The sequence below is a fragment of the Candidatus Accumulibacter necessarius genome (assembly GCF_036625085.1).
Genome location: NZ_JAZKUM010000006.1, coordinates 266,829 through 283,565, shown reverse-complemented (window position 1 = coordinate 283,565; position 16,737 = coordinate 266,829). Strand labels below are relative to the sequence as shown.

The window sequence follows — 16,737 nt, the reverse complement described above, 5'->3', positions numbered from 1 at the left end:
TATTTAAAACCTTCCGCTTAGCCGCGCAACAGCGAGAGCACGTTCTGCGGCAGCGAGTTGGCCTGCGCGAGCATCGCCGTACCGGCCTGCTGCAGGATCTGCGTTGCGCGTCAGGTTGGCGGTTTCCGCCGCGAAGTCGGCATCGACGATGCGGCTACGTGAGGCCGAGAGGTTTTCCGATGTCGTTTGCAGGCTGGAAACCACCGAACGAAACGGTTCTGATAGGAACCGAGCGAGGAGCGCGCGCTGCTGATTGTTGCCAATGCGCCGTCGATGGCCGACAGGGCGTTGGTGGCACTGCCTGCCGTGAGCACGTTAATGGAAGAAATGCTCTGCACCGTCAAGGTGGTGGTGGCCGCTGGTCGTGCCTGCAACAAAACCCGCAATGGCAGGCGTACCACCGGCAATAACGATACCTGCAGCATTGTTGGTATCCAGTTTGATCGTCCCTCTGGTTGACACCGCGGCTACGGGGCCAGCGACGTCACCGGTGACCAAGCCAAAGTCTGACAAGGCCACCGCAGCCGTGGTGGTGCCCTGTGCCAGAAGCGTGATGTCACGTCCATCGGCAGCGGTTAGAGTCACTTTGCCGTCATTGGCTGCCGTCGCAGTTACCCCCGTTTGAGCGGACACGGAGTTGATCGCCGCGGCCACGTTGGCACCTTGGCCGGGAGCTGTTCCACCAGCCGCAATTGCGCCGACATTGATCCGTTGACGCTAAAGGAATTGGCTGCCGTGTAACCATTAAAGCCAGTTTGAACGGCGCCGGTGACAGAGGTGGCCATGGCGGTAGCAGTGACACCCGACTGCGATGAAACCAGATTGATTGCCGCAGCCTTTGAGAAGGCGCTAGCTGCAGTTTGACCAGCCGACGCGCCGATGCTGGAAGCCCCCACCTGGAAGCCATTAAGTGTCAAAGCGCCTGCGGTCAGGGCTGCAGCAGTCGTCGCACCACCCGTCAACGTTGTTTGTGTTGAGGTCCCGCTGCCACCGAGTGCTGACGTGCGCGCGCTGGCAATCGAGGCGATCGAGACCCTGTCGTTCGCCGTTCCGTTGGCACCGATCTGAAAGGACTGTGCGACGAAGGAGCCATCGAGCAGCTTGGTACCATTAAACGAGGAATTCTGTGCTACCCGGTCGATTTCCGCGGACAGTGCCTGGACTTCGGAATCTAGAGCTGCGCGGTCAGATGCGGAGTTGGACGCATTGCCCGCCTGAACAGCCAGTTCGCGCATCCGCTGCAGGTTGCTGCCGATCTGTTCGAGATCGCCTTCAGCCGTCTGCGCCAGAGATATCCCGTCGTTGGCATTGCGCGCGGCCTGATTGAGACCACGAATCTGGGTGCTCATCCGGTCGGAGATGGCCAAGCCAGCGGCGTCATCCTTGGCACTGTTGATACGCAGGCCCGAAGACAGGCGCTGCAGCGAGGTCGCGAGCGAGGTCTGCGACATGTTGAGACTGCGTTGCGAATTCAGCGACGCGACGTTGGTGTTGATGACTTGGGGCATTTTCCTTCTCCTATCACTATCAAGTTGACCTCTGGTTTCCGGTGACCTGCCTGGAGGGGCATTGGCCGGTCCATCCTTTGTGGCAATTGCTTTGCTGACGTTTTTTCTAACGACCTGCTGGCGAGGAACTTTAGTGATTTTCTTCCGGCCGGCCGTGTAAGTTCTCTATCGGCAGTCGGGTAGCGAAGTTGAGGGTTCCGATACCAGGGGGAAACCCGTATGCGCAGAGATAACAGGGGTGAGGTGCGGCGATGCTCGTCGATACCGATGGGTTGATCCGGTGCCTGCGCGGCGATCACCATGTGGCGCGGTTTCTGAGACGCTGTCTCGCTACGAGGCCGATCCGGTCACCGTGCGGGCACTGCGGCAGCTGAGGGGAGGCCGGGTATTGACTTCGTTCTGATTCGGCGGCGGAGGCGGTTATAATCGAGCACCCTGCCTGGCAGGATCATGGCGGCTGAGTTGGGTGGCAGCTGGGTGTGTGACGAGGTACTTCGGCATTGGTGGATGGACTATGCGGATCCTGCTCTGTAACGATGACGGCTACTTCGCTCCGGGGATCGAGCTGCTGGCGCGTGCGCTGTCGGAGATCGCGGAGATTACCGTGGTGGCGCCCGAGCGCGACCGCAGCGGGGCCAGCAATTCCCTGACGCTCGATCGTCCGCTGTCGCTCAAACGGGCGGCGAATGGTTTCTACCACGTCAACGGCACGCCGACCGACTGTGTTCACCTCGCCGTCACCGGCATGCTCGAAGGGCTGCCGGACATGGTGGTGTCGGGGATCAACATCGGCGCCAACATGGGCGACGACACCATTTATTCGGGGACCGTCGCGGCCGCCACCGAGGGCTTCCTGCTCGGCGTTCCGTCGCTGGCGATTTCGTTGTGCAGCAAGGAGGGGGCGCACTTCGCAACCGCCGCGCGGGTCGCCCGCGAACTGGTCGAGCTGTTGCAGAAACAGGCGCTCAGCGAGCCGGTGCTGCTCAACGTCAATGTGCCCGACGTCCCCTGGGAGCAACTTCGCGGCACCGTCGTCACCCGTCTTGGCAAGCGCCACAAGGCCGAGCCGGTGGTGCGCACGCTGTCGCCGCGCAACGAGACCGTGTTCTGGATCGGCGCTGCCGGCGAGGCTCAGGACGCCGGCGAGGGCACCGATTTCCACGCGGTGCAGAACCATCAGGTCTCGGTGACACCGCTGCAGATCGACCTCACGCATAATGCGCAACTGCCCCTGATGCGCGAGTGGCTGGCGCGATGAGCGGCGCCGTTTCCGGGTTTGGCATGACCTCGCAGCGGACGCGGACGCGGATGATCGAGCGCCTGCGTGAGCAGGGCATTGTTGACGAAGAGGTGCTGGCGGCGATCGCCGCCGTGCCGCGCCACGTCTTTGTCGAAGAGGCGCTGGCCTCGAGGGCTTACGAGGACACGGCGTTGCCGCTGGGTTTCTCGCAGACGATCTCGCAACCCTATGTCGTGGCACGGATGATCGAGGCGCTGCTGGCTGGCCGCGACGACCTTGGCAAGACGCTGGAGATCGGCGCCGGCTGTGGCTACCAGGCGGCCGTACTGGCGCAGTTGACCGACGAGGTCTACGCGGTCGAGCGAATCGCGCCGTTGCTCGCCAAGGCCAAGGCCAACCTGCGCGCCATCCGGCAACTCAAGGTGCGCCTGAAGCATGCCGACGGCCAGCTCGGCCTGCCGGAGGCGGCGCCGTTTGATACGATCATCGTCGCGGCGGCAGCGGCGCGTGTGCCGCGCGCCCTGTTGCAACAACTGGCACCCAACGGCAGGTTGATCCTGCCGCTGGGCGCGGCAAGCCAGCAGCTCGTGCTGATCGAACGACGGGCCGAGGGTTTTGTCGAAACCCGCCTGGAAGCCGTGCGTTTTGTTCCGTTACTGTCGGGAGTCGAATGAAGGACCAAGGGTTTTTTTCTCGCCACCCGGGCGCTCTGATCTTGTCGGCATTGCTCGTTCTGGCGGGCTGCGCCAGCAAGTCGCCGGCGCCGGCCGGCGACCGTGGGGGTCAGGCGGCGACTGCCGGTGCGTCGGTTGCCAGCAAGGATCTGTACACCGTCAAACGGGGCGACACGCTGTATTCCATCGCTCTCGATCATGGGCTCGACTACCGGGAGCTGGTGGCCTGGAACAACATCGACAATCCGAATCGCATCCTGGTCGGACAGTCGCTGCGGGTCAGGGCTCCCGGTGCCGCAGCGGCGACCGAGGCGGTCGTGGTGCGGCCGATCAACACCGGCACGGTGGTCGAACAGCGTTCCCTTGGCAGCAGTAGTCCGGCTGATCTCCTGAAGCGTGAGCCGAGGGCGGGCAAGGAACCCTACTCCGAGCAGGCGCTGGCGCGTGCGCAGGCGCAGGCGGTTGATCCGGTGACGGTGACGCCTGTCGTGGCAAGGCCTGAAGGAAAGCCGGAGGTCAGCCCGGCAGCGCGGGTCGAAGCAAAGTCCGAAGCCAGGCCGGAAAGCCGGCCGGATGCGTCGGCGGGCGATGCGGCGTCGGGGAGCGAGGAGGTCGCCTGGATCTGGCCGGCCAATGGCAAGCTGATTGGCACGTTCAGCGAGGGCGGCAACAAGGGCATCGACATCAGCGGCAAGGCCGGCGATAGCGTGCTGGCCGCCGGCGGCGGCAAGGTCGTCTATAGCGGTACCGGCCTGCGCGGCTATGGCAAGCTGGTGATCGTCAAGCACAACAATACCTATCTCACGGCCTACGCGCACAACCAGAATGTGCTGGTCAAGGAAGGTCAGAGCGTCGGCAAGGGGCAGAAGATAGCCGAAATGGGCAATACCGACGCCGACCAGGTCAAGCTGCACTTCGAGATTCGCCGTCAGGGCAAGCCGGTCGACCCGCTCAAGCATCTGCCGCAGCGCTGACCATGTCGGGTGCTTTCGATCCGGATGCCGATTCCTGCGAAGACGATCTTGAGCAGCCGGAACTGTCATTTTTCGATGCGCTCCCGAGGCTGGAGCCGGCGGACCTGGTGCCGTCGCCCGAGGCGGAACTGCTCAATGACGTCACGCAGCATTACCTGAACGAAATCGGCGCCAAGCCGCTGTTTTCGCCGACCGAGGAGGCTGCCTGGGCACGGCGCGCGCGCGCAGGAGAGTTCCTGGCCCGGCAGAAGATGATCGAGCACAACCTGCGGCTGGTGGTGAATATCGCCAAGCACTACCTCAACCGCGGACTGCCCTTGCTCGACATGATCGAGGAGGGAAATCTCGGTCTCATCCACGCGATCGAAAAGTTCGATCCCGAGCGCGGATTCCGTTTCTCGACCTATGCCACCTGGTGGATCCGGCAAAGCATCGAGCGGGCAATCATGAATCAGTCGCGGACGATCCGCCTGCCGGTGCATGTGGTCAAGGAAATCAACCTCGTCCTGCGCGCCATCCGCCATCTGGAGTCGGCCAACGGGCGGGAGATCTGTGTCGACCAGATTGCCCATCTGATCGATCGGCCAAGTGCCGATGTCCGGCGGGTGATGAACCTTAACGAGCGCATTGCGTCACTTGATGCGCCTCTGCAGGTAGACCCCAGCCGCTCGATTGGCGATGTCATCCCCGACGATAGCCTGATCGATCCGGATGAGCTGCTGCAGTCAAGCGAGATCGGGGTCTTGTTGAACCGGTGGGTGGGGCAGCTCGGCGACAAGCAGCAGGAGGTCCTGCAACGTCGTTACGGTCTTGGCGGCACAGAGTCGTGCACCCTCGAGGAAATCGCCCTCGACCTGAATCTGACCCGTGAGCGGGTTCGCCAGATTCAGATCGAAGCGCTCGATCACCTTCGCCGCATCATCCGGCGCGGTGGCGGGACCGCCGACAACCTGCTCTAGGATTGGCTCTACAATTGGCTGCGCCCGGCGCGCAGGGCTTCTGCCAACTGGAAGACCGCCATCGCGTAAAAGCTTGAGCGGTTGTAGCGGGTGATGACGTAGAAGTTGTCGAAGCCAAGCCAGTACTCGGTTGCTGCCCCCGGCGTGACCAGGTCGATCAGGGCCGCCGCCTGCTCGCTGGCTGCGGGCGCCACGACACCCAGACCGGCCATCTCTCCGACAGTCAGCGAGGGCTTGATGCCGGCGGCGATCAATGCGGCCGGATCGCCATTGACGTTTGCCGGCACGGCGACCGGCGCGCCTTTCTGCCAGCCATGCTGCTGCAGGAAGCGGGCGACGCTGCCGATGGCGTCGGTGTTGCTGTGGCGCAGGTCGATGCGGTCGTCGCCGTCGAAGTCAACGGCAAAGCGGCGCTGGCTGCTGGGCATGAACTGCGGGATGCCCATCGCGCCGGCGTAAGAACCCTTGATTTCGAGTGGGCTGACGCCGTTTTCGCGCGCCAGGAGCAGAAACTGCTCGAGTTCGCCGCGGAAGAACTCGGCCCGTGGCGGGTAATTGAAGGCCAGTGAGGCGAGCGCCTCGAGGACGCCAAAACTGCCCATGTTCTGACCGTAGATGGTCTCGACGCCGATGATGGCGACGATGATCTCGGGCGGGACGCCGTAGATCGCCTCGGCGCGCAGCAGCGTGGCCGCATGCTGCTGCCAGAAGGACAGGCCGCCAGCGATGCGTTGACCGTTTACAAAGCGCTCGCGGTAGCGTTCCCATGAGCGCTGCTTTTCGGGGACGGAAGGCGGACGGATGGCGCGCAGCACGGTGGAGTTGGGCCGGATGGCGGCGAACTGCCGCGTCAGGTGGGCAACGTCAAAGCCGTGCTGTTCGTGCATGCTGAGGATGAAGGCCCTGACTTCCGGGTCCTGGCTGAAGCCGGCGCCCTGCTGGCTGTGGGCGGGCAGCGCCAGGACGCTGCCGAGCAGGCCGAAGAGGAGGGTGACGCATTGTTTTTTCAAGTTTTTCTTCTCCTTTGCGGGGGTAGTCGCTGCACGCATTGTTGCAGCCGACGCAGTGGTTCGCCGTCGCTATCGCCGTCACCTTCGCCGTAGCGCAGTTCGGCATAGTGCCGGGCGGCTTCGCTGGTGAGCGTGGCCAGCTCGGGCTTTTCGCGCGCCACACGTTGCGCGAAATCGAGCGGGCCTTCCCAGTCGGCGCGAATAATGCCGCGGCGCCCGAGTTGCGCGCAGTATGCCTGCCAGGCACGCTGGACCGGATCGTCGCGGCGGCGTCCTGGCAGCGTCCACAGCGCGACGACCAGCAGCGCCAGCCCGCAGAGCACGGCCAGCGAGGCGGTCATGCTCCGCCAGTCGGGGTCGGGCCAACCGAGCCGCGACAGGACTTCGCGCTGGCGCTGCGGATTGTAACCGAGCACCCACTGATTCCAGGTATTGTTTGCCGCCTCCCAGCGGTTGCGCAGGTCGCGCATCCAGTCGGCGTCGAGGCGGATGATGCCGGGCAGGGGCTCACCGGCCGGCAGCGCGGCGACGATGCCTTGCTCGATGCGTGACGGGGCGACTGCGGCTGTCGGGTCAATGCGCAGCCAACCTTCGTCGGCGAGCCAGATCTCGGCCCAGGCGTGGGCATCGGACTGGCGCACGGTGAGATAGCCATCAACCGGATTCAGCTCGCCGCCCTGGTAGCCGGCAACCACGCGCGCGGGCACGCCGGCCGCACGCATCAGGAAGACGAAGGCCGAGGCGTAGTGCTCGCAGAAGCCACGCCGACTGTCGAACAGGAATTCGTCGATGGCGTCCGCACCGAGCAGCGGTGGGCGCAGGGTGTAGTGGAAGTCTTCCTGGCGAAACATCGCCAGAGCCGCCTCGGCGATCCTCGCTGGTGGTCGCGACTGCCACTCGCTGGCGAGGGCACGCGTGCGCGGATTACCTTGCGGCGGCAGGGTCAGCGCCTGTTGCAGGCTGGCCGGCGCTTCCATGCGGTTGGCGCGATAGTCGAGCACCGAGCTGAAGGAAAAACGGGAGCGGATGCGCAGCGGTTCGCGAGACTGTGCTTCGAGCGTTGCTGCCAGCGAACTGTCGGGGGGTAGGCGGGTCGGGACGTCGAGTGCCAGCAGCCAGCGCTGGTTGTGGGCTTCGAGGATGCTGCTGTAGTCATGCGCGGGGCCACGCGCCTCGATCACCGGCGCCGGCGCCGGTGATCTGCCGTGCTGCCGGCTGGCACGCCAGGTTACGCCGTCGTACTCGTCGAACACCGGGCCACGCCAGTAGAGGTCGGCCTGCTCCGGAATCTCGCCGGCGAAGCGGCTGCGAAAGGCGATCGCGCCGGACAGCGTGAGGTTGCTGATCGACCCCGGCGACATCTGGCTGGGCAAGCCGCTGAGCCCGGCATGGGCATCCTGTGGCAACCCCCAGAGCGGACCCGTGACGCGCGGGAACAGGAGATAGAGCAGCAGCATGAAAGGCAGCGCCTGCAGGAGCAGGAGGCCGGCCTGCCGGGCAATGGCGATGACCGGCTGGGCGCCGCCATGGAGCCTGAGCAGGGCACCGGTCAGCAGCGTGCAGGCGGCCAGCAGCCAGAGGCCGGTGGGGATGCTCTGCGAGTAGAAATAGTGGGTCAGCAGGAGAAAGTAGCCGAGCATGATGACCACCAGCGCGTCGCGCCGGCTGTGCATTTCGAGTGGCTTGAGGGCCATGAACAGGACCAGCATGGCGACGCCCGCGTCTTTCCCGAACAGGCTGCCGAACTGCCAGCCGATCGCCGCGACGGCGGCGATCACCAGCAGGGCGAGCGACCAGCGCGGCGGCATTCGCCGCTGTTGATGCCATAGCCAGGTGCGCCAGAGCAGGGCGGCGGCAACCAGCAGCGTCAGCCAGGCTGGCAGGTGCTCGGCGTGCGGGCCGGTGGTCGCCAGGGCAACCACCAGCAGCCATGGCACGGCGTCGTGTTCGAGCGCCGCCGGCGGTCTAGCGCGCATCCCGCGCTTCGACTTCACCGTACAACGCCAAGGCCTGCAGGCAGCTGGCACGATGCGCATCGCCCTGGGCCGGGGCGATCTGCTGGCCCGGCAGCCGCAGCCCGTAGCACGCCTGTTGTTCGTCAGCCGCCATGATCCAGCCCGCGAGTATAGACAGGCGATCCTCGTCGCCACGCTCGCCCGGGGTCAGCCACCAGTCGAGCCAGAGTTCATCCATGGCTCCGCCGGCGAACTGCTTGACCAGCAGCGCCTGCTCGTCGGAGCGGCGGGCCACCGCTTTCCACGCGATGTGCCGGGTCGGATCGCTGATCTGGCGCGGTCGGAGACCGGCGAAGTCTTCCTGGCCGCTGTCACCCTGGCGGTGATCGGCATGCGCTCCCGGCGAGGCTCCCGGCAGCGGTGTGCGCAGCGGCTTTGGATAGACGACGCAGGAAAAGGGTGGATAGGGGTAGCTCCAGGCGCGGAAGAGGCCCAGCGGATAGCGTGTGGTGAGCGTGACGCGACCCGGGTCAAGGCGTCCTCGCTGGTGTGTGACGAAGGGAACGGCAATCGTCGCGCGGCCCTGCGGTGAAAGGTCAGCCGTGACCACCGGCTGGTCCTTGAAGGAAAACTCGAGGGCGCGGCGCGGCTGCCGGCGGGGGTTTTCCAGAGCCAGCGGGAAGCGTGCCAGGTCGCCGGCGAAGGCGGGTTCTGCGCGCCCCGGCGTCAGGCGCATGCCGAACAGATTGTGGAAGGTATGCACCATGGCGACCAGCCCGAGTCCGGCGAGCAGAAAGGTCAGGGCATGGCCGAGGCTGAGGTTGTAATTGATGGCGCCGATCAGCATCACGGCCAGAACAACGGCGAACAGAAGCCCACCGGACGTCGGCACGATGAAGATGCGGCGTTGCGTGAGGACGATCGGCACCCGCTCGTCACGGGCAAGGTGGAACAACCAGCGCTGGAATCTCTCGCGTCGGCGCATCAGGCCAGCGGCACGGAGCGAATCAGGAGGGCGATATCCTCGGCGTCGGCATGGCTGCCGCTGACCAGCCGTAGCCGGTGGCGGGCAACAGCCGGCAGCACCGCCTGCACGTCTTCCGGCAGGACCATGGCGCGGCCGCCGGTGAATGCCCAGGCGCGGGCAGCGGCAAGCAACGACAAGGCGGCCCGTGGACTCAGACCGTGTACGAAACGCTGCTCCTTGCGCGTTGCTTCGACCAGCAGTTGCAGGTAGTCGAGCAGGGCTGGCGAGACGTGCACCGCCGCCGCCTGCCGTTGCAGCAGGGCGAACTCGCCGGCGCCGAGGCGGGCGGCGAGTGTCGGCAACTGCTCCCGCCGGCCACCGCTTTCGAGCAGTGAGCGCTCGGCGTCGTGGTCGGGGTAACCCAGGTCGATGCGCAGCAGAAAGCGATCCAGTTGTGACTCCGGCAAGGGGAAGGTTCCGATCTGGCTGGAGGGGTTCTGGGTGGCAATGACGAAAAACGGCTCCGGCAGCGGTCGGGTTTCGCCTTCGGTGGTCACCTGGCCTTCTTCCATGGCTTCGAGCAGGGCGCTTTGCGTCTTTGGGGTGGCCCGGTTGATTTCGTCGGCCAGCAGCACCTGCGCGAATACCGGTCCGGGCAGGAACCTGAAACTGCTCTGGTCGCGGTCAAAGACCGAGACGCCGAGGATGTCCGCCGGCAGCATGTCGCTGGTGAACTGGACGCGCGAGAACTGGAATCCGAGCAGGCGGGCCAGGGTGTGCGCCAGAGTCGTCTTGCCGACGCCGGGCAGATCTTCAATCAGCAAATGGCCTCTTGCCAGCAGACAGCACAGTGCGAGTCGGGTTTGCGTGCTCTTGCCGAGGATCACCGCATTGGCGGCGGCGAGGATTTCGCGGACTGGGGAGGGTCTGGTCGTGGGCGGCATGGCTTGTCGTGGTGGCGCAATTGGGATGATAATAAACCATCAGCCAATAACTCGATTTATCGGAGATCGCCGCGTTCATTGCGGCGCCCATCTGCGGCAGAAAGGCCATAGTGACGAGCACTGCATTCATCACCCATCGCGATTGCCAACTGCACGACATGGGTTCCTACCACCCCGAGACCCCTGAGCGCCTGAATGCCATCAGCGATCACCTGATCGCTCAAGGACTGGATTCGTACTTTTCCTATCACGACGCGCCGCAGGCGAGCTTCCAGCAACTCAAGCGCGTGCATGCTGCGGCGCATCTCGAGCGCCTGAAGCGCGCCTCGCCGGAGTTGGGCATCGTTCATCTCGATCCGGACACGGCCATGAACCGGCACACCTGGCAGGCTGCGCTGCGGGCTGCCGGGGCGGGCGTACTGGCGGTTGATCTGGTGATGGCGGGTGAGGTCGAGAACGCTTTCTGCGCCGTCCGCCCGCCGGGTCATCATGCCGAGCGCTCGTCGGCGATGGGTTTCTGTTTCTTCAACAACATCGCGGTGGCTGCGGCGCATGCGCTGGCGGCACACCGGTTGTCGCGAGTGGCGGTGGTCGATTTTGACGTACACCACGGGAACGGTACCGAGGACTGCTTCAAGGGCGACTCGCGGGTGTTGATGGTCAGCATCTTCCAGCATCCGTTCTACCCTTACAGCGGTACCGAGCGCCCGGCGGCCAACATGCTCAATGTGCCCCTTGGCAGGGGCGCCGACGGTGAGGAATTCCGTCGCGTGGTGAGCGATCTCTGGCTGCCTCGTCTGCGCGAGTTCAAGCCGGAGATGCTGTTCATCTCGGCGGGTTTCGACGCCCACTACGAGGACGAGATGGGCGGTCTGAGGCTGCTCGAGAAGGACTACGCCTGGGTGACCGAGCAGATGAAGCAGATCGCCGACGAGTTCGCGCAGGGGCGCATCGTGTCGATGCTCGAAGGGGGTTATTCGCTGTCGGCGCTGGCGCGCAGCGTGGCCGCCCATCTGCGGGTGCTGGCCGAGCTCTGATCCTTGCCTGGCGGCGACGTTTTTCATCGCAGCCCGCCTGCTTTCGGTTAGAATTCAGTGTTCTGATTTCCTAGGCGAAACCCTCCCGGCGAAGCTGCCGGGCGCCCACCCAAGACCATGATTACTGGATCGATCGTAGCGATTGTCACTCCCATGCACGAGGATGGCAGCCTTGACTTGCCCGGCCTGCGCCGGCTGGTCGATTTCCACGTGCAGGAAGGTACCGACGCGATCGTCATCGTCGGCACCACCGGCGAGTCGCCGACCGTCAATCTGGAAGAACACTGCGAGCTGATCCGCCTCGCCGTTGATCAGGCAGCCGGCCGGATCCCGGTGATTGCCGGCACAGGCGCCAATTCGACCGCGGAAGCGATCGCCCTGGCTCGCTTTGCCAGGCAGGCGGGCGCCGACGCGGCGCTGTCGGTCGTGCCGTATTACAACAAGCCGGCACAGGAGGGTCTCTACCGCCATTTCCGGGCAATCGCCGAAGCCGTCGATATCCCGCTGATCCTGTACAACGTGCCGGGTCGCACGGTGGCCGACCTGAGCAACGAGACAGCGCTGCGTCTGGCCGAAATACCCAACATTGTCGGCATCAAGGATGCCACTGGCGGTATGGATCGCGGGATTGAGCTGATCGCCCGTGCGCCCGCGGGTTTCGCCGTCTATAGCGGTGATGATGCCAGCGCATGTGCCCTGATTCTGATGGGTGCCAGCGGCGATATTTCGGTGGTCGCCAACGTCGCACCGCGTCTGATGCACGACATGTGTGCCGCAGCGCTGGCTGGCGACGTGGCCAGGGCGCGTCAGTTGAATGCTCGTTTGCTTGGCTTGCATCGTCAGTTGTTCTGTGAGGCCAACCCGATCCCGGTCAAGTGGGCATGCAGGGAACTCGGCCTCATCGATGGTGGGCTGCGGCTACCGCTGACACCCCTGTCGCCCGACTATCACGAGCGGGTTCGTGCGGCCATGCGTCAGGCCGGCGTGCTCGTCTAGAACCAGGGTTTTCCAATGAGTTTTGTCGTTTCGCGCTTCCGGTTTGCCTTCCTGCTCCTGCTCCTGCTGCTTGCCGGTTGCACGGGTTCGCTGCTTGAACCCAAGAGAATTGAATACAAGTCGGCATCCGGCAGCAGTGTGCCACCGCTCGAAGTGCCCCCCGACCTGACCTCGCCCACCCGTGATGACCGTTATGCTGTTCCGGACACCGCCGGCAAGGGAACGGCCACTTTCTCGGCGTACGCGGCCGAGCGTTCGCCGCAGGCACGGGCTCAGCAGAAGAGTGAAGTCCTGCCGGAGGTGGATCAGGCCCGCATCGAGCGTTCGGGAACCCAACGCTGGCTGGTCGCCACTGGCTCGCCTGACAAGCTTTGGGGAACGGTCAAGGAGTTCTGGCAGGAGACCGGCTTTCTGATCAAGCTGGAGTTGCCAGATGCCGGGGTAATGGAAACCGACTGGGCGGAGAACCGCGCCAAGATCCCGCAGGATTTCATCCGGAACGTTCTTGGCAAGGTCATCGATTCCGTCTATTCGACCGCCGAACGGGACAAGTTCCGCACCCGTCTGGAACCCGGGACCACTCCGGGGACCACCGACATCTTCATCAGCCATCGCGGTATGTACGAGATTTTCGTTTCCGAGGGCAAGGATCAGACCAAGTGGCAACCACGCCCGGCCGACCCGGAACTGGAGGCGGAGATGCTGCGCCGTCTGATGATTCGCCTGGGCAGCGAGGAAAAGCGCGCCACGGCGGCCATCCAGGCAGCACAGGAGAAGCCCCTGGAGCGCGCCAGACTGTCGCGAGGCGCTGACGGTGCCGGGACGCTGGAGGTCGAGGAAACCTTCGATCGCGCCTGGCGTCGAGTGGGCCTGGCGCTGGACCGCGTCGGCTTCACCGTCGAAGACCGGGATCGATCGCGGGGCCTGTACTTCGTTCGCTATGTCGATCCGGAAACCGACAACGAGAAGAAGGAGGACAGCTTTCTGTCGAAGCTCAACCCCTTCAAGGGGAGCTCTGCCGGCAAGACACAGATCCAGTACCGTATATTCGTCCGCGAGGCGGGGGGCAAGTCGACGGTCCAGGTGCTGTCGCTTGAGGGGGGTGTTGACCAATCGGAGACGTCGAAGAGGATTCTCAACCTGCTTTACGATCAGTTGAAGTGATCCGCTTCGCCTCGTTGGGCAGCGGCAGTCAGGGAAACGCGCTGATTGTCGATGCCGGCGAGACCAGGGTGCTGCTGGATTGTGGTTTCTCGAGCCGTGAGGCAGCAGCGAGGCTGGCCAGACTCGGTATGGCGCCCGATGAGTTGACCGCGATCGTGGTGACGCACGAGCACGGTGATCACGTCGGCGGTGTTTTCGCCTTTGCCCGTCGTCATCGGCTGACGGTCTATCTCACGCACGGCACGCATGCCGCCGCTCCGCGCGGAAGTGCTCCCTTGCCCGAGTGCCGTCTGATCGAAGGACACACGCCTTTTGCGATTGGCAGCCTTCAGGTGCAGCCGTTTCCAGTGCCCCACGACGCCCGCGAACCGGTACAGTTTGCGTTCAGCGACGGCGTGCGCCGGCTTGGCGTGCTCACCGATACCGGCACAATCACGCCGCACATTGTCGATACTCTGCGCGTCTGCGATGGCCTGGTCCTGGAGTGCAACCACGATCACGCGCTGCTCGCGGCGTCGCGCTATCCGGCATCACTCAGACGACGGATCGGTGGGCGCTTTGGCCATCTGGAGAACGAGCAGGCGGCGGCATTGTTGCGACAGATCGACACCGGGCGGCTACAGCATGTCCTTGCCGCACATCTGAGCCAGGAGAACAACCGGCCGGAGCTGGCGGCAAGGGCTCTCGCATCGGCATTGGGCTGCAGCGAGGACTGGATCGGGGTTGCCGACCAGGACGGCGGGTTCGACTGGCGGCAGTTGCGTTGATCCTTCGCCCACAAAAAAAAGCCGGCGCGAGCCGGCTTTTTTTTGTGATTCCTGGAAAAAGATTACTTCTTCATTGCGTCCTTGGCGGCGTCAGCAGCCGTACTGGCAGCCTTCGCGGCATCGGTAGCGGCGCCAGCAGCTTCCTTGGCCTTGTCAGCTGCAGTGGCGGCGGCTTCTGCCGGCTTGGCGGCATCCTTGGCGGCATCGGCAGCCGTGCCAGCGGCCTTCTCGGACGCCTTGGCGGCATCGGTGGCAGCAGCAGCAGCGGCCGGAGCGGCAGCAGGAGCAGCAGCAGGAGCAGCAGCGGCCGGCGCAGCGGCTGGCTTGGCTTCTTCCTTCTTGCCACAGGCGGTAACAGCAAGGGCGATCAGCGCAGCAACGAGGAGGGAGTTCTTCATGATGGGGTTCCTTATCGACAATAAAAATGAGTACAACGAGCCAATAGCTAAATGGTTGACCGGCTGGTACGTCGATCAACTATAAATTTTACCATCAATCCGCCCGAAATTGCCCGATGATCTGGAGAACTCCCCGATCACGTGGACTGATCGCTGCTGGCTCGGCATGCCGCAGGCGTGCAGGATGCGGCGTGCCAGTCGCCGGGGCGGTGATCACTTCCCGGCAAGCGCGCGCTCGGCAGGTGCTACACTGAACTACCGTGCGCGCCTACTTCCTTCTTGCTGCTGCCTACGCCTGCATCGCCCTTGAGGCCACTGCAGCGAGCTATGTTGTCGGTGGCGAGGTGGTCGTCGGCCCCTGGTTCGCTCCTTACGGTACGGTGGTGCCGCCTTGGACCATCTACGAGTCGTTCGGTCCTTGCCTTTCCCCCCGCAATTGCTCGGACTACGAACAGATGCGACGTTTTCTCGATCGCTACGAGCGCAACTACGGCGCGCGCTTTGCCCCGGACAAGCCGGCGTTCGCCGCGCCGGTCCAGCCGCGCGACGTTCCGCCCACGCCTGAAGCAGACATCCAGCCGGGCTATCAGGGCGCCAGTCAAATCCGGCCAGAGTTCGAGCGGGTGGGGAAGCCGGTCGACCGGCGCTCCCGGATGGGCAAGTAGACTCTGGCAGAGACCCATCAACGGTTGCCGTGCGGCTGACTGATGAACGGACCGCAAGAATGAGTGAAGCCCCCGGCGAGGCTGGTGCCATGGCCGTTGTATTCGCTGGGTTTGTGGAGACTGGACAGTGAATCCGCTTCTGCAGGCTGTCGTCGGCTACCTCTTGCTTCTTGGCCTGGCGTGGACGCTCTCGTCCAGACGCCGCGCCATCCCCTGGCGTACGGTCCTTGGCGGGATCGGTCTGCAGTTGGCGCTGGCGCTGCTGATCTTCCGCTTGCCCGGCGCACGCGAGCTCTTTGCCGCAGGTAACGACGCACTGCTGGCGATTGCCGCGGCGACCCGCGAAGGCACCACACTGGTGTTCGGCTTCCTCGGCGGGGCGTCGCTGCCCTACGCAGAAACCGTTCCTGGAAGCAGTTTTGTCCTCGCCTTTCAGGCCCTGCCGGTGGTGCTGGTGATGAGTGCGCTGTCGGCGGTGCTTTATCACTGGCGTGTCTTGCCCTGGCTGGTCAGGGGCTTCTCGGTGTTGCTCGAGAGAACGCTTGGCGTCGGTGGCGCGGTTGGCATGTCAACCGCGGCCAATGTGTTCGTCGGCATGGTGGAAGCGCCCTTGCTGATCCGTCCCTACCTGGCGAGCGTCAGTCGTGGCGAGATGTTCATCATCCTCAGCGGTGGCATGGCTGGCGTCGCAGGCACGGTGATGGCTTTGTACGCCAGCATTCTCGGCCCGGTGGTGCCCGATGCGCTGGGTCACATCCTCGCAGCCTCGTTCATCAGCGCGCCCGCGGCGATCGTATTTGCCGTCATTCTGGTCCCCCCCGAAGGTCAGGCGACCGGGCAGCACCTGCAGCTGCCACCGACCGATCACAGCACCATGGAGGCCATTACCCGTGGAACCGGCGAAGGCGCCACCCTGTTGATCAACATCGCCGCCATGCTGATTGTCCTGGTGGCGATGGTCAGCCTGACGAATCAGGTGCTTGGCCTGTTGCCGACGGTAGACGCTGTCCCCTTGTCCCTGCAGCGCCTGCTGGGCTGGCTGATGGCGCCCTTTGCCTGGATGGCCGGCATTCCCTGGGCCGAATCCGCTGTTGCTGGCTCGCTGCTGGGGACCAAAACAGTCCTCAACGAGTTGATCGCTTACCTCGACATGGCGCGGCTTTCCGAGGCCGTGCTGACGCCGCGCAGCAAGGTCATCATGACCTATGCCCTGTGCGGTTTCGCGAATCTCGGAAGTCTCGGCATTCTTCTCGGCGGCATGTGCGCCATCGCGCCGGAACGTCGGCGCGAAATCGTCCAGCTCGGCCCTTGGACGCTGGTTTCAGGCACCCTGGCGACGCTCTCCTGCGGCAGTGTCGTGGCCATGCTACTGTGACGCAAACGTCCGGTATGAACGCTGCCCACAGGTTTTCCTGACTATCCGCCGATAGCGCAAGCCCAGGTCAGCGCCGCTTTTTCCGCCGGGCGAGCAGGGTCGGC

General features: G+C 64.4%; 15 protein-coding genes and 1 pseudogene. 10 read left to right on the top strand and 6 right to left on the bottom strand.

Going from position 1 to position 16,737, the window contains the following annotated elements:
• Window positions 1–17: 17 nt before the first annotated feature.
• Window positions 18–1,508 (bottom strand): annotated as a pseudogene (locus V5B44_RS17750) (flagellin).
• A 514-nt stretch (window positions 1,509–2,022) separates the two neighbouring features.
• Between V5B44_RS17750 and surE the strand changes: the two are divergent.
• Genes surE through rpoS form a run of 4 tightly spaced genes read left to right on the top strand, consistent with a single transcriptional unit; the run spans window position 2,023 to window position 5,355 of the window.
• On the top strand, window positions 2,023–2,766 hold the full coding sequence (surE, locus tag V5B44_RS17745; RefSeq protein WP_332360321.1) for a 5'/3'-nucleotidase SurE: 744 nt from the start codon (window positions 2,023–2,025) through the stop codon (window positions 2,764–2,766).
• Window positions 2,763–3,422, top strand: coding sequence for a protein-L-isoaspartate(D-aspartate) O-methyltransferase (locus V5B44_RS17740; RefSeq protein ID WP_332360320.1), 660 nt, complete (start codon window positions 2,763–2,765; stop codon window positions 3,420–3,422). Before surE ends, V5B44_RS17740 begins: the two co-directional genes overlap by 4 nt.
• Complete coding sequence (locus V5B44_RS17735; RefSeq protein ID WP_332360319.1) at window positions 3,419–4,396, top strand: peptidoglycan DD-metalloendopeptidase family protein; 978 nt, start codon at window positions 3,419–3,421, stop codon at window positions 4,394–4,396. Before V5B44_RS17740 ends, V5B44_RS17735 begins: the two co-directional genes overlap by 4 nt.
• Before the next feature lie 2 nt (window positions 4,397–4,398).
• The gene (gene rpoS / locus V5B44_RS17730) at window positions 4,399–5,355 is read left to right on the top strand and encodes an RNA polymerase sigma factor RpoS (RefSeq protein ID WP_332360318.1); all 957 of its coding nucleotides are present in this window, start codon (window positions 4,399–4,401) and stop codon (window positions 5,353–5,355) included.
• 8 nt (window positions 5,356–5,363) lie between these two features.
• Here rpoS and mltB read toward each other — a convergent pair whose 3' ends face one another.
• The 4 genes from mltB to V5B44_RS17710 are packed head-to-tail and all read right to left on the bottom strand — an operon-like array spanning window position 5,364 to window position 10,231.
• Window positions 5,364–6,365: a lytic murein transglycosylase B gene (gene mltB, locus V5B44_RS17725; RefSeq protein ID WP_332360317.1), complete on the bottom strand. Its 1,002-nt coding sequence runs from the start codon at window positions 6,363–6,365 to the stop codon at window positions 5,364–5,366.
• The gene (locus V5B44_RS17720) at window positions 6,362–8,341 is read right to left on the bottom strand and encodes a transglutaminase TgpA family protein (RefSeq protein ID WP_332360316.1); all 1,980 of its coding nucleotides are present in this window, start codon (window positions 8,339–8,341) and stop codon (window positions 6,362–6,364) included. Before V5B44_RS17720 ends, mltB begins: the two co-directional genes overlap by 4 nt.
• Complete coding sequence (locus tag V5B44_RS17715) at window positions 8,331–9,305, bottom strand: DUF58 domain-containing protein (protein ID WP_332360315.1); 975 nt, start codon at window positions 9,303–9,305, stop codon at window positions 8,331–8,333. The genes V5B44_RS17720 and V5B44_RS17715 overlap by 11 nt, the downstream gene beginning before the upstream one ends.
• Window positions 9,305–10,231 (bottom strand): AAA family ATPase, encoded by a 927-nt coding sequence (locus V5B44_RS17710; protein WP_332360314.1) that lies wholly within the window; start codon window positions 10,229–10,231, stop codon window positions 9,305–9,307. Before V5B44_RS17710 ends, V5B44_RS17715 begins: the two co-directional genes overlap by 1 nt.
• Before the next feature lie 110 nt (window positions 10,232–10,341).
• Between V5B44_RS17710 and V5B44_RS17705 the strand changes: the two genes are divergently transcribed.
• The 4 genes from V5B44_RS17705 (at window position 10,342) to V5B44_RS17690 (ending at window position 14,195) form a co-directional block, all read left to right on the top strand.
• Window positions 10,342–11,268, top strand: a complete 927-nt coding sequence (locus V5B44_RS17705; protein ID WP_332360313.1) for a histone deacetylase family protein — start codon at window positions 10,342–10,344, stop codon at window positions 11,266–11,268.
• Between the two features lie 117 nt (window positions 11,269–11,385).
• Entirely contained in the window at window positions 11,386–12,264 is an 879-nt protein-coding gene (dapA, locus tag V5B44_RS17700) for a 4-hydroxy-tetrahydrodipicolinate synthase (RefSeq protein ID WP_332360312.1), read from the top strand.
• A gap of 15 nt (window positions 12,265–12,279) precedes the next feature.
• Window positions 12,280–13,428, top strand: a complete 1,149-nt coding sequence (gene bamC, locus V5B44_RS17695) for an outer membrane protein assembly factor BamC (protein ID WP_332360311.1) — start codon at window positions 12,280–12,282, stop codon at window positions 13,426–13,428.
• Window positions 13,428–14,195, top strand: a complete 768-nt coding sequence (locus tag V5B44_RS17690) for an MBL fold metallo-hydrolase (RefSeq protein WP_332360436.1) — start codon at window positions 13,428–13,430, stop codon at window positions 14,193–14,195. Before bamC ends, V5B44_RS17690 begins: the two co-directional genes overlap by 1 nt.
• 62 nt (window positions 14,196–14,257) lie before the next feature.
• Here the strand turns inward: V5B44_RS17690 and V5B44_RS17685 are convergent, their stop codons facing one another.
• Window positions 14,258–14,593, bottom strand: coding sequence for a hypothetical protein (locus V5B44_RS17685; protein WP_434735478.1), 336 nt, complete (start codon window positions 14,591–14,593; stop codon window positions 14,258–14,260).
• Window positions 14,594–14,853: 260 nt separating this feature from the next.
• On the opposite strand from V5B44_RS17685, the gene V5B44_RS17680 reads away from it, so the two are divergent.
• Window positions 14,854–15,258, top strand: coding sequence for a hypothetical protein (locus V5B44_RS17680; RefSeq protein ID WP_332360310.1), 405 nt, complete (start codon window positions 14,854–14,856; stop codon window positions 15,256–15,258).
• A gap of 127 nt (window positions 15,259–15,385) precedes the next feature.
• The gene (locus V5B44_RS17675; protein WP_332360309.1) at window positions 15,386–16,633 is read left to right on the top strand and encodes a NupC/NupG family nucleoside CNT transporter; all 1,248 of its coding nucleotides are present in this window, start codon (window positions 15,386–15,388) and stop codon (window positions 16,631–16,633) included.
• The last annotated feature ends 104 nt before the right edge of the window (window positions 16,634–16,737 follow it).